Below are 14,619 nucleotides of genomic sequence, written 5' to 3' on the forward strand. Positions count from 1 at the left end.
GCGTATGGTGATACGCGACGATAACGACGTGCGCGGCCTGCTCAACATCGGCCGCATTTGCGCGCAGACGCTGCACTACATGATGGAACAGGTCGAGCCCGGCATGACGACCGCTGAACTCGATCGGCTCGGCGCGGCATATCTTGCCAAGCACCGCGCGCGTTCTGCGCCGATCCTGATGTACCAGTACCCGGGCGCGACCTGCATCAGCGTTAACGAACAGGTTGCCCACGGCGTGCCCGGATCGCGCGTGATCCAACCCGGCGACGTCGTCAACATCGATGTCAGCGCGGAGTTGGACGGCTATATCGGGGACACCGGGGCCAGTATGATCGTGCCGCCCGTCAACCCGGATGCCGAACTGCTGCTCAAGCGCACGCGCGCGACGCTCGACAAGGCCGTCGACGCCGTCACCGCAAACGCGCCGCTTAACCTGATCGGCCGCATCGTCGAGGGCGAAGCGCGCAAGTTCGGCTATCGCACCTTCCGCGAGCTGGGCGGTCATGGCGTGGGTCGTACGCTGCACGAAGACCCGCGCAACATCCCCAACCACTTCCAGCCACGCCTGCGCACCAAGATGGTCGAAGGCACGGTGTTCACGATCGAGCCGTTCTTCACCCCCGGCATCGGGCGCATCCGCACCCATGACGACAAATGGACGCTGCTGACCGTCGACGGCGCGATCTCGGCGCAGTTCGAACACACCGTCATCGTCACCCGCGGCAAGCCCGTCATCACAACACTGCTGAACTGATTTCCAAAGGGCTGACGCCCTCTGGACTCCCAATTCTGCGGATTCAGACCGCAAGCGGTCTGAATCCGCGCAATGCGAGTGCTGAAGTCCATACTTCGACAAGGATTGGGGCTTTCTTGACCCCTATCTCGGAAACAGAGGCCGCTTGCGGCTTCTGTTGCGGAAAAGGGAGTCCAGCGGGCGTCAGCCTTCTGGCGGGGGTTGGGGCAGCGCCCCAAACGACCTATCGGCGGCGGCGGCTGAGGAAGAAGATCGCCGCGCCGGCCACGATCACCACGGCCTGACCGACCAGCGCGATAATCAACCACGGCGACTCGCTGGGCGGCTGAACGCTGACCTGTTCGATCAATGCGGGCGCGGCGGGCGGCGGGCTGCCCACCTGCGCGATCACCGTTGCTTCGGGCGTAGGACTAGCGGTTGCCTGCATATTGACCGTCGGGGTCATGGTCATGACGAGGAACGCGGGAACGCCGGCAGATGTGGCGATTCGAGCCGAGGACGCGCTGCTCGTGTTGGGTGTCGGCGTATCGAACGGACGCGGGCTGGGCCGCTGCGTCGGCTCAGGCGTCGATGTCGGTACGAGGGTGGTGGTCGGCGTGAGGGCGGCCGCGGTTGCGTTGGCTGCCGCTTCGGCGATCGCCGTTGCGACAAAGTCCTCCGGTTCGGGAGTCGCGGTTGGCCAGCCCTCCGGAAGCGGCGTCGGGGTATAGGTGCCGTCTTTCGGCGGCACGAGGAAGATCGCGCCGACTTGCAGCAGGCGGATGTCGTCACGCGACAGGTTGTTGAGCGTCAACATCTCGTCGGTGTCGTCCCACGTGTAACCGTAGGTCAGCAGGATGTCGCCCAATGTCTGCTCGGGCTGAATTTCGTGCATGATATTGCCGAAACTGTCGAGGCCGACGACGAAAGACGGTGGCGCCGACGATTGGCTCCCGCTGTTCCCGCCCGATGACGCTGCCGACACCAGCGGCGTACCGCCCACGCGCCCGAAGACCAGCACGTACGACCGTCCCCAGTCGCTGGACGCCGTCGCGATGCCGATTTCCTGATAATTCGGGTTGGTCATGCCGCGATAATGGATTGGCGAATTGAGCCAGAAGTTCCATGCGTTGCCGGGTGTCGCATTTGTTCCGGCGTAGATGTTCTCGCTCACCCAACTGCCGCCATATCCGGCGGCCGCTGCGCGGGTCGTAGGGGTCGATCCGTTCGCCTGTGTGTGGGTAATCTGGCCGGTGCTGACCATGTACTGCGCTTGGTTCAAGGCCGCCGCGCTCAACGCCGAGTTCAGCGTATAGCCGGGCAGGCCAAGCGACCCGCGCAGGCCGTTAATCCGGCCCAACAGATCGCTGACCGCATCTTGCGCACTGGCCGGCATGAGGATCGCAGCCGCCAGCAGCAGGGCGAGGAACAGTCTTGCGCGCTTCATGCGCCGCATTCTAGCACGTGCCGTCGGTCGAATCTCTGACGGTTCCCCACCGTCTCTATCGCTCATCATGGATCGCTAACGTGGATCGCGTACCTTAACGATCAAGCGCGTGTTATAACTACTACACTGCGTTATAACCGTGTAAAGTTTGCGTTAAACCGAGGGTTGTGAGATACAGTTGATGCAGATTTCTTTGCTCGTGGCGTTGATATTGACCATCGCCGCCGGTTATCTGCTTGGCTCGGTGCCGACCGCCTACGTTATCGGCAGGCTGCACCGAATCGACATCTTTAAAATCGGCAGCGGCAACATGGGCGCGACCAACATTTCGCGCGCGCTCGGCATTCCCCTAGGGATTGTCGTGTGGTTCATGGACTCGGCAAAGGGCATGGCGGCGATCTTGTTCGCGCAGCAGTTCATGCCCGAAAATCCTGCACTCGGTATGGCTGCCGGCGCGACCAGTGCGATCATCGGCCACAACTGGTCAATCATCGTGCTGTTCCTGACCGGTTCGATACGGGGTGGCAAAGGCGCGGCGACGGCGTTCGGCACGCTGCTGATGCTGGCGCCGGCGCCGGTTGTGGCGGTCAGCTTCGCGCTGTGCAGCGCGGCGGTCGTCCTCACCCGCTACATGTCGCTCGGCGTCCTGATCCTGTTCGGTCTCTCGCTGCCATGGCTGTTCGTGTTGACGACGCAGAATATGGCGCCTTCGGTGTACTCGCTGTACGCCGTCGCCACAGCCGCACTGATCTTCTACCGCTTCCGCGAAAACATCATGCGGCTTGCCAATGGCACCGAACGCCGCCTCGGCGACCCAGCTTAGTCTCAATCCCCAGATACCCATACCCTTAGATGCAGGGCACGCTGCGCGCCTCGCGGCAGCACGCTGTACATTGAACTGCGTATGCGGCGAACTGCGTATGCGGCACCGTCAACGCACTAGGCCTCCGAATGTGTCGTATTCTAACTACAGTGGCCCGCACTCGATAATGCGGTCCGCTGCACCGCTCGCCCGTCCGAAAGGCCCCGCATGCACCGCCGCCGCCGTTCGTTCCTCCTCGCGTTCGCTCTCGTATTGCTGCTGCTCGCCGCCATACGCTATGCCAAAGCACAAGCGCCCACAGGCTGCCCCGCCGGACCGGTGGCGTGCGCGGTGCTCGCGACCTCCAACTAAGCCGAGCACCCACGGCGATCCATCACCCGCCAGCCGGTGACATTGCACCGATCAGCCGTACGTTCGGCGTGATGGTCGCGTATGTAACTCGTGCTACAATGCAAGCAAGACTCATCCAAACAGACCTCGCCCGACCCGAGGGAGTACCCATGCGTACACCACGTTTTCTGCTGATTTGCGCGCTTGTGCTGGCATCCGCTGTGATGGGCGCGTGCAACCTGACCCAACAAGAAGAGCGCCTGCCCACGGCGACGCCGACAACGCTGGTATCGACCAAGCCGATCGTCACGATCATCAGCCCGGCCAACGGTGTCGAACATCGCGTCAACACCGAGCTGTTGGTCACAGCCAACGTGCGTGACGACATCGGCGTCGACCGCGTGCAGATGACCGCCAACGGGTCCCCGGTCAAGACCATCGCGTCGGACTCCTCTTCGGGCGATACCGACAAGAACGTGATACTCAACTACACGCCGCTGGTGACCGGCGACGTCACGCTGGCCGTGACCGCATTCCGCGGCGCCGTCGCCAGCGACCCGGCCATCCTTAACGTGCGCGTGGTGGCGTCTCAACCCACCGCGACAACCGGCATTATCGTCACGCAGGGCCCGGCGATCGACCCGAACGACCCGACCTGCCGCGCGCTGATCAACAGCGGCCTGAACTTCCGAGCAGGCCCCGGCACCAACTATTCCATCCTTACCACACTGACACAGGGCGCGGTGATCCCGGTCACCGGCCGTTTGGGCGACAACTCGTGGTATCAGCTCAACAACTTCGGCACGTTCGGCTGGGTGTCCGGCGCGTTCGTGAGCTTGTACGGTTCGTTTTGCGTCAGCGTGCCGGTGATCGCCGCGCCGCCGACGCCGACCCCCAACGTCACGGCTACGGCCAGCCCGACCATTACGCCTTCTCCGACCGCATCGCCGACAATTACGGCAACGCCGGGCGTGGCGGATCTGGTGATCAACATCTTCGACGGCGAAGAGGACATCGAGTTTCCGTCAGGCGGCGAGACGAACGAGGAATACTCGATCACCGTGTCGAACGTTGGCACACGGCGCACCGGCGACTTCACCGTATCGCTTCAGTTGCGGCCTAACGGCGAGGTTCGCACGGTCAACGTGGCGAACCTGCGCCCCGGTGAATCGGCCGCCGTTTTGATCGACTACACGTTCGACACGGCGGGCAACTTTATCCTCGAAGCAATGGTCGACGCCGAAGAAATCGTGACCGAGACCAGCGAAGCCAACAACAGGGCCCAGCTCGTCGTCACGGTGACTGAGAACTAACGCCAATTCCACACCGCGAGGCCAACAGGGGTGCCCACGGGCGCCCCTGTTTCGTTTCCCCCCAATCTTGGGTAGTAGACGATTTCTGAACGGTAAGTATCGTAGTCTCCAGATACGTCTGATCAATGCTATCAACAGGAGTGCGAACCATGAACATGCTCGACCACTATCTCGTCCAGTCGTACAACTGGAACAACCGCCGTCCGCGCAGAGCCGCCGAAGGCGAGTTCGACCTCAACACGTGGGACGTTGCGCCGCAGCGTCGGAATTCCAATGCGCTACAGTATTTCCATCCGGGCATGGTCAGCGTAACGCTCGCGCTGATCGTACTCGTCGTGGGGCTGTAACTTCGCATCCGCGCGAACGACGGCTACCCCCAGAAATGGGCGGTAGACGAATTTCACAGTCGGAATAGACTGATCACTGGTAACAACACCCATCCAATTCAAACCCATCCAACAGGAGTACCCGGCCATGAACGTCAACAATCACTTGCTGCTCGAATCCCTCAACCGATCCAACCGCCGCGCTGGCAGCAGCGTGTCGGAAAGCGAGATCAATCTCGGTACGTGGCGTGATGCGCCGCGCCGCCGGGAGTCGGGCGTGCAGCTGAACTTCCACCCCGGCATCGTCAGCGTCGTCTTGGCGCTGGTCGTGCTGGTGGCAGTGCTCTAACTCCCACCCCGCAATTGGGGGAACCATCAACATCACGTGTGTAGGGGCGCCTTCGGGCGCCTCTACTGCATCTACCCCCAGAAATGCGTGGTAGACGCCATTCCCAGTCGTCATAGACTGATCTCTGTACCTAACACACACCCATTTCAACAGGAGTTACCCGCCATGAACGCTCAGAACCACCTCGCCGCACACGTACTGGAACGATCGCGACTCGACCGGCGCACCAACGCCGACCGCGAGTTCGATCTGAACACGTGGGATTTCGCGACGCCCTCCAGCGACGCGCAGTTCCGTCAGCACCTGAACCCGGTCGTGCGCTTCGTCGCAGCACTCGTTGCCGTGTTGGCAGTCGCCGGCACCCTCTCGCTCTAGCCATATCACGTGAGCCCCATCTGCCCCAGCAGCATGGCGGGTTGTATACTTGTCGCGAGCTTTTCCCCCGACAAGAAAGCAAACCGTCATGCTGTTGGCGTTTGATGTAGGAAACACCAACCTTCACCTCGGCCTCTGGGACGGCGAAACGTGGGCGCTGAGCTGGCGCGCACGCAGCGTCCCGGACAAAATGGCCGACGAGTACGCCGTCCTCGTCCGCAACTTCCTTGACAGCGCCGACGTGTCGATGGACGCGATCGAAGGCGTCGTCATCGGCAGCGTCGTGCCCAGCCTGACGCTGGCGTTCGTCGAACTGGTCGAACGCTACTTCGACTTCCCGCCCGTCGTGGTCAGCGACAAAACCGACAACGGCGTCACGCTCGCGATCGATCAGCCGCAGCAGGCCGGCGCCGACCGGATCGCCAACGCCGCGGCGGTCGCCCGATTGCACGGCGGCGGGCCGGCCTTCGTGGTCGATTTCGGCACTTCGACCAACTTCGACGTCGTGGACCGTCACAACGCCTACTGCGGCGGCGCGATCTGCCCCGGTATCGGCGTGGCACACGACGCGCTGGTCAGCCGTGCCGCGCGCCTGCACAAGATCGATCTGCTGCCGCCGCCGTCCGCCGTCGGGCGCAACACCATCCACGCCATGCAGTCCGGAATCTTCCTCGGCTATCTCGGCATGATCGAAGGGCTTGTGTCGCGCATCAAGGCGCAGATGATGCAGGACGACCCCGTCATCGCCAGCCCGGACGAGATTCGCGTGTTCGCGACCGGGGGCCTCGCGCGTGTCTTCCAGCCGCATACGAACGTCTTCGACCGCATCGAGCCTGAGCTGACGCTCGACGGCCTGCGCGTCATCCATCAACTCAACGCGCCGGTGCAGGAGTAGCCCATGGCCGTCACACTCAACCGCACAACCCGGCAGACCATCCTGCGCCTTGTCCTGCTCACCGCGGGCACGCTGATCTGGGTGGTGTCGGTCGTCGTGTTCATGGCGCCGTTCAACATCGCACCGGCGGGCGTTTCGGGCGTGGCGGTGCTGCTCAATCACCTGTTCGACACCCCGATCGGCTTGATCGTGCTGCTCGGCAATATCCCGATCCAGATCTACGCGTACCGTGTGTTGGGTGGGTGGCGCACCGTCGCGTCGACGGTCTACTGCGTTGTGCTGTTCTCGCTGTTGACCGACTGGGCCGCGCCGCTGTTCCCGCCGCAGGGTGTCAGCGACAACGTGCTGCTTAACGCGCTGTTCGGCGGCGTGGTGGGTGGCGTCGGGGCCGGGCTGATCTACAAGGCGGGCGGGACGGCCGGTGGCACGTCGACTTTGGCGCGCATCTTCCAGCATCGCTTCGGCCTGCCGCTGAGCACGGTCTACCTGTACGCGAACATCGCGGTGGTCGGCGCGGCGGGGCTGGTGTTTGGCTGGGAGGGCGCGTTGTATGCGATCGTCGCGCTGGGCGTCGAGGGCGCGACGTCGGACTACCTGCTCGAAGGTCCCAGCGTCGTGCGCATGGGGTTGATCATCACCGACCATCCGGACACTGTGGCACATGCGATCATGGAGATGATGGGGCGCGGCGTGACGAGCTGGCAGGCGACCGGCATGTATACCGGCCATGAGCGCACGATGCTGTTCGTCACCGTGGCGCGCTTCCAGATCGACCAACTCCGGCAGATCATTGCGTTCACCGACCCGAACGCGTTCGTCGTGATCGCGCAGGGGCATGTGGCGTATGGGCAGGGTTTCCTGAGGCCCGGCGGCAGCTTGGACGAACTGATGGCGGGTAAGCGGCGGGACTAAGCGCCGTTACTGTCCCGCCTCCGCCATCAGCGCCTCGGCCACCGCCAGCAGATCGGCACGGCAGCCGGGCCCGATCTCGGTGTTCTCGCGCACGAGTTCAGCGTATCGGTTCAGGTCCTGTGCAGACTCCCTCGCGGCAGGCAGAACATCCGCAACTGTGATAGGGACGCATGCACTTTCGACGCTTTCCAGCAGTTCGAGCGACGGATCGGGAATGACAACGCGGACCACGTCCGCCACGATGTCCTGCGACCAACGCACTGAATTAGCCATTGCGAAAGGCTGTGTTTCATAGATGACTTGACGACTCTTCCACGAACCGACAATGACCCGCCCGCCGTATGGGCTGTAGTCCATGCTAATAAGAGCGAGGATCGGCCGGTAGATTTCCATCTGTTGGCCGGTCTCGAGGTTCCAGATGTACAACACACCCTCGCCCGCTGCTCCAGCTAGTTCGGGCTTTTGCGGATTCCAGCGCAATCGCAGTGGGACAGCGGGCAAGCCGCTGAAAGTATGAACGGTGCCTCCACTTAGCGTCTCCCAAACCGTCACGAACGCGATCTTGGGAGAAGGGGCGTAGGGCAACGTGTTGGGAGTACCTGGTTCAGCATCGGTTAAGAAAGCGGCAGCCAGATAGCGGCTGTCCGGACTCCAACGCAGTCCAATCGGATACTCCATGGGGACCGTGGTGATGAGACGTCCGTCCTGCGCGCTGATGATGTCGGTTCTACCGATGGGTTGCAGAAGCGCGAAGTACTCCCCGTCTGGACTCCAAAGGACTGCGTCGGGGATCATCTCTCCGGTCGGTACGGATCGCACGAGCGCACCGGTGTTCGAGTCGTACAGACCGAGATTGCGTTCGTCCACCCACGCAAGTACTTGTGCGCCGTCCGGACTCCAGCCGCCGATCCCGGAGCGCGAGCTGAGCGTAAGAAGCACATCGAGCGTTTGCACGTCACGGATGTCACGTCCCATCGCAAGGCGTGTGCCGTCCGGGCTCCAGTCGGCACTGATCTGGCTCTCGGTCTGGAAGAACCGCACAAGCTGCAAGTTGGTATCGAAGAGCCACAATCCCCAGACGCCGGGCGAACCGCGCCCGATGACGAACAGCCCTTCCCCTCGCGGGTGCCACTTGATCTCAATTACGATTTCAGGCGTTTCGTCAGCTTGGGCGAGGGACGATCCCATATCCCCCGCCGTCCAAAGCAGGGCAACAAAGGTTAACGTGAAGAACCTGAGTACGACTCGCTTGCTGGACATGGTTATCTCCAACACTCTTAATGGCCCGAGGTGGCAGATCACTGCCAGTCTGGATGGACGTACAACTGTGACAAGTTGATCGTGATATTGCCAGAAGTGTAGGACTGGTAGCGCCAGACCGGATAGCATATCTCGCCTCGGACCAGTCACACTCTAACCGGCGGCGTCCGGTTCGCAGTCACGCATCAAGTCCGCCCAGATCCATCCTGTCGACGAGAGCTGATCCCAGCCGATGTAATACCACTCGCCGGGTGTTTCGCCGGCCTGTACGGCCTGAATCTGATAGACCTCATAATCGACCTGCGACTGCGATTTCGCAATGACGTCGTACTCGGTCCCCGGCCCGCGCCGGATGTTGTTCCCGTCGATTGTTCGGCAGACGCGCTGCGGCGCGGGCGGTGCGGTCGTGACGGCCGCAGACGGATACGCCGCGCCACCGATCCACAGCCCTTCGCCGTCGGAGGTCAGCCGGGCGTCCCACGGATCGAGCCAATTTGTGCGGGCCGGATGATGCGGAGCCCGGACTTCGAAGTGCAGATGAGCGCCGCCCAATCCGGTATCGCCGCTCAGCGCAATGGGGCCGCCGATCTCACGCACATAGGCGTGCTGCTCGACAAGGACCGTCATCAGGTGCGCGTAGCCAGTAAACCACGTTAGCACGTCGGAGCCGACGACGCGCGAGTGCTCGATGAGGATGTAATTGCCGTATGCGTCCCCGCACGTGATGTCTTCACTGCTGCATCCGGTGTTTCTCGTCACGACGAGGCCCGGCGCCGCAGCATAGACCGGTGTGCCGAGTTCGAGGCCGTTCGGTCGCCCACCGACGTCCGTCCCTTCGTGCCCTTGATACTCGCGCGGGGTTGCGAGGCCGGGGCATTCGACCGAATAGTTCAGGTCGGTCCATGCCGAGTCAGGATAGCATGTAACGCTGCGGGCATGATCGGGCAGCGGCCAGCTCAAGAACGGAGGTCCGGACTCCCAAAGCGCGGCGTGTGACTCCTGCGAAATCGGTGCGGGTTCGTTCAGCCAGCTATCAAGCTGCACCGAGTCGACAACGCCAATGACCTGAATCGGGTAGGTTTCGAACACCGACGGCGGAGTTTGCAAGGCGAGCTGAGTGCGAAACGAGATCAGTTGGCCGGTATTCATGTTGATCGAGTATCCGAGTACGCCGACCACGTCGAACCCGATGAACGCCCATCCGCCCTGCAATGCCGCGCTGTTGCCTTTGAGTTCGGGGATCGAGCTTTCGTGCCGAAGCACCGGCGCTTGATCGGGCCCGGCGATCTGCCACAGGCGAACCCGATCCAGCGTATACAGCGAGTGACGCTCGAGCGCAATCAGCGCGCCATCGTCCGACCAGCCGAGCGGGACAAGATACCCGCGCTCCGGGCCGACCTCGCCAGCGAGCCAGACATGGTGCACGTCGTCTTCGACTATCACGACGCGATATTCAGGTCCGTCAGGCTGAATTGCGAGATAGGCAAGCTCCGTGCGATCGGGCGTCCACACCCCTTGAACAAGACCGTAGCCATCGGCCGGCGGCACAGCCGTCAGGCTGTAACGCGACGTATAGACGTTGCCATGACGCTTTGGCTGCAGCGATTCGAACGCGTCCTGTTCACGCCCGGTTGCGATCAATTCGCCCGTGGTCACGGATTGTGCGAAGACGGCATCGTTCCAGACGAACAGCAGCGCGTCTGTGCCTGTATTCTGTGCCTGACCCGGCGAGGTTGCGAACAGCATACACAAGACGACGCTTAGCCGCACAAACAGGTGGGACATGGTCCGAGCCTTCCGGAGCGTGATTCCACCGCGCAGTGTAGCGGGAGAACGCCGGTTCGACGCCCGCGTTTACGCAACGCCTGCCCGGCGGTCGATCTCGGATACACGTGTCACGTGTAGAGCTGCGTCGTGTTAGCGCAGGAACGACGGATCGCCGGTTACCCAAGCCGCGTACAGGGTCACGCCGTCGACAAGCGCAAGCCGAACCAGCGGGCCCTTCCGAACCGGACCTACGCCGTACAGTGCCGCGAAGGCTGCATAGTCGGCAAAGTTCATGTCTTCGACTGCGAAGGAATGGATCAGCATGACCGCATGCTTCGCGCCGCGCTGCAATGCCTCGATGACCGGCGAGGCCGCCCGGTGCAGCAGCTGATAACGGATTGAAGGCGGCACAGGATCGGCCAGACCAATACGTGCGCAGATTCCGACAAGGCGCTGTTCTTTGTTGGCCGAACCGTCACGCCACTGCCCGACCGTCGGCCCGAACGACTCCGCCACCTTCCCCTCGACGGCGATACATACTCGTTCGCCGCCGGCTTCGGCAATCACGAACAGGTCGTTCTGCGAGTCGCGTCCCTTTCCGGGCATCGGGACTTTGTGCTCAATCAGTCCTTGCCGCATGCGGATACCGGGGAATGCCGGTTCGAGGACATCACGCACTTCCGGCGGAAACCCGTCCGCGGCCATCCAGCTATGCGCCAGCGCCCACGCCGAGTAGCCCGGCTTCCACTGACGATCCGGCTCGGCCAGTCCGCGCTTCCAGTCCTCGGCTGCGCGAGCAGCTTCGCCGTTGAAAGAGAACGGCGCGCTTCTGGTCACCGGAGCCGCCAGAACGGGACGTAGTCTTCTAGGCAAGTCAGATCGAGCCGTGTGGCGGGATCATCGAGAAACGCCAGAGACAATTCGACAACACACCGATTCACGTTGACAATGCCATGACCGGCGTGTGCAACCCGGATGATCTGCCCATTGGACAAACCCTCCAACGCGGCATCTGCAAACAACGGCGGTGTAATCGGGTCGAATGCCCCCGACAAGACGAGCGCCGGAATACTACTCTCGACCGTCTGTGTTTCGATATCGGCCGATGCTGGCACACCCCATCCGCGGCAGGCTCCGATCATAAACTGTACGGCCGAATACAGGCCGGACCGGATCATCACAGGAAGTTCCAAACTGAGTGTCTCCGCGGTTCGCAGCGAGTTGAATGGCAGTTCATCAGCGCAAACCACACTCAAGCGCATGCCGTCGGCATATCCCAGCGAAGTATCCTGGGCGGCGGACAGACCCGTCTGTCCCGAGCCGCTCGGAATTATTCGGCCGTACAAGCGGCCAATCGGCCCTGCGTTACCCTCGATCATCTCATGTATCGCACGTGGAAGCTGCGGTATGAACTCACTTACATACAGCAACTCGAACAGCATACCCGGGACCTCGCGACTCCTGAGCGTCAAGATCGTCTCGTCAAGACGCTCGATCGTGACGGGCTGTCCGGTGTTGATCCAGTCGTGGAATCGCTCGGCAAGATTGGGAAAGGCTCCGTTACACGCGTCATCAGCCGCACACGCACTGAACAGCGCGTTGATTGAACGGTACCCGTTGACAACCTCCTGCTCATACATATTGATTTGCAGCGGCACCGGCGAGTCGAGGATGGCCCTTCGCACGATGGACGGGTGATCGCGCATGACCGTTAGGGCAAGTCGGCTACCGTAACTTACCCCGAAGAGGTCGACCTGTAGGTATCCAGCGGCCTCGACCAATGCAGCGATATCGTTGGCAATCTGAGCCGACGTATACATCTCGCGCTGGATACCGGCATCTGCAACGGCGGCCGCGCACGCTGAGTAGTAGGCGACCGGGAACGCTGCACGCTTGTCGAACAAGAACTCGTCGCAGAACAAGCTGGGGAGGCTGTAACCTGTGCCGCGCTGATCCACAAAGTAAACGATACGATCGGCAAACAACTCGTAGGTCAGGAGATAGTCGATACTATCGAGCGAGCCATACCCCGGCCCGCCTTCCAGATAGACCAGTGGCGTCTCCGGTAAATCATCATTGTCCACAGGCGTCGACACGGCGACCGCAATCTGGATTACCGCGCCGTCGGGATTGGCGTGGTCTTCCGGCACCGTAAGTAGACTGCAAGACAGGTCGAATCCGTTCGGTGGCGCAACCGGGCAGTCGATCGGCTCCATATCTCCGACGGCTTGCGCATGCGCCGGTGTCACAGCCGTGACGCTCACGCCAATGAATACGACGACCGTCCAAGCCACGTGTCTTAGGAACGTCAATGTCCTGTCCTCATGTACACACCCGCAATTTACCTACTACACAGATGATAGTCGGTAATCGTGGCAGGTGCGACGATTACAGCCTGTCTGACGCCCTTACCGCACCACCCACGGCACGGTGAAGTTGTTCGCGCACGAGGCATCCAGCGCCGCCGTCGGATTGTTGAGGAAGGTGATGCCCAACGCCTGCGCGCATTCTCCGGAGTCGATTACGCTGTGGCCCGCGCCGGGGATGATCACGACCTGCGCGGCGCTCAGCCCCACCGCGGCCTCCAGCGCCCACACCGGCGGCGTAATCGGGTCGAACTCGCCGGCCAGCACGAGGGTGGGAATCGCGCTTTGGACCGGCTGCGCCTCGATCGCGCCAGCGGCGGTTACGCCCCAATAGCTGCACGTCTCGAACTGGTTGAGCGCGCCCTCCAGCAAGCCATCCTTCACCGCCTGTGGCAAACTTGCCGAAAGCGCCTCGGCCTCTTCGTAGCTGTTGAACGGGACTTCTTCGACGCAGTGGACACTGTTGAACGTCGCATCGCTGTCGCCCACGTCCGTATATCCCAGCGCCAGCGTGCCGATCAGCCCTTCGACGACGCGGAAATACTCGTCGTCGTTCAGGCCCGCCATGTACGCTTCGGTCTGCTCGATCGTATCCGCCCCTAGATACAGGCCGATCAACTCGAAATACTCGTCATCGCTGGTCTCGTCGATGGCGGTACGGTACAGCTCGATGCGCTCGTCGTCGTCCAGTTCGTACAGAAAGTCGAGAAAAGCATCGAAGTCGTCAAAGCCGGAATAGGCGAACGCGATATCGTCGGCCAGTTCGTATAGCAGTTCGAACCGTTCGCCGTCGTCGCCCGAGGTGGACGGCCCGATATAGCCCGCAGCCACCTCGCCGAAGAACGTCCCATCGCCCCTGATCATGAGATCGAGCGCCAGCGGGATATACGGGATCGCCACCGAATAGTACATCGAGTCGAACAGCAGGCTCACGATGTCGGCGCTGGTCAATTCCTCGTAGCCCTCGCCCACGTCGGCATACGTGCCGATGCCGCTCTCGAGGAATGTGTAGAACCTCGTCTTGAGGTCGGGGAACGCTTCGCCGCACTGTGGATCGTTCGCGCAGCGTTCGAGCAGCGCATTGATCTGCTGATAGCCGTACAGGGCTTGCAGCTCGAAGCCGTCGACCTGCGGCGGATACGGCGAATCGAGCACAACCGCGCGGATCACCTGCGGCGCGTCGCGCATGGCGGTCATGGCGACGCGCGTGCCGTAGCTGATCCCGTACAAGTTGACCTGCTCCAGCCCGAGCGCCCGCACCACAACCGGGAGGTCGCGGGCCGTCTGTGCGCTGTTGTAAGCGCCGAGGTCGATGTCGTCGCGCAGCAACCGGTCGCGGCAGGCGCGTTCGTAGACGGCGAAATCAACTTCGTCAACGTCGAACGGATAGTCGTAGTTCCAGCAGAACAGGCCCGGCTCGCTGAAGCCGGTGCCGCGTTGATCGAGCAAGATCAGGTCGCGCTGCTGTGTGAGCGGATGGTCGACCCACACGTCGAGGCCCCACACCGCGCTGCCGCCCGGCCCGCCTTCCAGATACAGTATCGGATCAGGGTACTTGACCGGGTCGCTCGCGCGCAGGACCGCCACGGCAAGCCGGATCTGTTTCCCGTCCGGCACTTCGTGGCGTTCGGGCACGGTCACATACCCGCAGTCGACCACGGTGAACGCCGGAACCGGCACCGGGCAGCGAATTGGCTCGAACGCCGGCGTAGACTGTGCCATG

The 14,619-nt window shown here is 62.3% G+C and carries 14 protein-coding genes; 8 read left to right on the forward strand and 6 right to left on the reverse strand.

The window, feature by feature from the left end; all coding sequences use genetic code 11:
* The first annotated feature begins 4 nt into the window (after positions 1 to 4).
* A complete protein-coding gene (gene map / locus IPM16_15735; protein ID MBK9124550.1) occupies positions 5 to 754 on the forward strand; it encodes a type I methionyl aminopeptidase in 750 nt (249 codons plus the stop codon).
* A 223-nt stretch (positions 755 to 977) separates the two neighbouring features.
* On the opposite strand, the gene IPM16_15740 is transcribed toward map, so the two are convergent.
* On the reverse strand, positions 978 to 2,180 hold the full coding sequence (locus IPM16_15740) for a CAP domain-containing protein (GenBank protein MBK9124551.1): 1,203 nt from the start codon (positions 2,178 to 2,180) through the stop codon (positions 978 to 980).
* Positions 2,181 to 2,361: 181 nt separating this feature from the next.
* Here IPM16_15740 and IPM16_15745 point away from each other — a divergent pair, with 181 nt between their 5' ends.
* From IPM16_15745 to IPM16_15775, 7 genes are all read left to right on the forward strand, one after another.
* Complete coding sequence (locus IPM16_15745; GenBank protein ID MBK9124552.1) at positions 2,362 to 3,003, forward strand: glycerol-3-phosphate acyltransferase; 642 nt, start codon at positions 2,362 to 2,364, stop codon at positions 3,001 to 3,003.
* Positions 3,004 to 3,503: 500 nt separating this feature from the next.
* On the forward strand, positions 3,504 to 4,646 hold the full coding sequence (locus IPM16_15750) for an SH3 domain-containing protein (protein ID MBK9124553.1): 1,143 nt from the start codon (positions 3,504 to 3,506) through the stop codon (positions 4,644 to 4,646).
* A 149-nt stretch (positions 4,647 to 4,795) separates the two neighbouring features.
* On the forward strand, positions 4,796 to 4,993 hold the full coding sequence (locus IPM16_15755) for a hypothetical protein (GenBank protein MBK9124554.1): 198 nt from the start codon (positions 4,796 to 4,798) through the stop codon (positions 4,991 to 4,993).
* Between the two features lie 127 nt (positions 4,994 to 5,120).
* Positions 5,121 to 5,321, forward strand: a complete 201-nt coding sequence (locus IPM16_15760) for a hypothetical protein (protein MBK9124555.1) — start codon at positions 5,121 to 5,123, stop codon at positions 5,319 to 5,321.
* 165 nt (positions 5,322 to 5,486) lie between these two features.
* The gene (locus tag IPM16_15765; protein MBK9124556.1) at positions 5,487 to 5,696 is read left to right on the forward strand and encodes a hypothetical protein; all 210 of its coding nucleotides are present in this window, start codon (positions 5,487 to 5,489) and stop codon (positions 5,694 to 5,696) included.
* Positions 5,697 to 5,784: 88 nt separating this feature from the next.
* Positions 5,785 to 6,591 (forward strand): type III pantothenate kinase, encoded by an 807-nt coding sequence (locus IPM16_15770; protein ID MBK9124557.1) that lies wholly within the window; start codon positions 5,785 to 5,787, stop codon positions 6,589 to 6,591.
* 3 nt (positions 6,592 to 6,594) lie between these two features.
* Positions 6,595 to 7,503 (forward strand): YitT family protein, encoded by a 909-nt coding sequence (locus IPM16_15775; protein MBK9124558.1) that lies wholly within the window; start codon positions 6,595 to 6,597, stop codon positions 7,501 to 7,503.
* A gap of 6 nt (positions 7,504 to 7,509) precedes the next feature.
* Here IPM16_15775 and IPM16_15780 read toward each other — a convergent pair whose 3' ends face one another.
* From IPM16_15780 to IPM16_15800, 5 genes are all read right to left on the reverse strand, one after another.
* Positions 7,510 to 8,763, reverse strand: a complete 1,254-nt coding sequence (locus tag IPM16_15780) for a WD40 repeat domain-containing protein (GenBank protein MBK9124559.1) — start codon at positions 8,761 to 8,763, stop codon at positions 7,510 to 7,512.
* 153 nt (positions 8,764 to 8,916) lie between these two features.
* Complete coding sequence (locus IPM16_15785; GenBank protein MBK9124560.1) at positions 8,917 to 10,548, reverse strand: M23 family metallopeptidase; 1,632 nt, start codon at positions 10,546 to 10,548, stop codon at positions 8,917 to 8,919.
* Positions 10,549 to 10,680: 132 nt separating this feature from the next.
* Complete coding sequence (locus tag IPM16_15790; protein MBK9124561.1) at positions 10,681 to 11,367, reverse strand: hypothetical protein; 687 nt, start codon at positions 11,365 to 11,367, stop codon at positions 10,681 to 10,683.
* Positions 11,364 to 12,842, reverse strand: coding sequence for an alpha/beta hydrolase (locus IPM16_15795; protein ID MBK9124562.1), 1,479 nt, complete (start codon positions 12,840 to 12,842; stop codon positions 11,364 to 11,366). The genes IPM16_15790 and IPM16_15795 overlap by 4 nt, the downstream gene beginning before the upstream one ends.
* Before the next feature lie 96 nt (positions 12,843 to 12,938).
* Positions 12,939 to 14,618: an alpha/beta fold hydrolase gene (locus tag IPM16_15800; protein MBK9124563.1), complete on the reverse strand. Its 1,680-nt coding sequence runs from the start codon at positions 14,616 to 14,618 to the stop codon at positions 12,939 to 12,941.
* Position 14,619: the final 1 nt, after the last annotated feature.

Origin of the sequence: Candidatus Flexicrinis affinis (genome assembly GCA_016716525.1) — a bacterium.
Lineage (GTDB): Bacteria > Chloroflexota > Anaerolineae > Aggregatilineales > Phototrophicaceae > Flexicrinis > Flexicrinis affinis.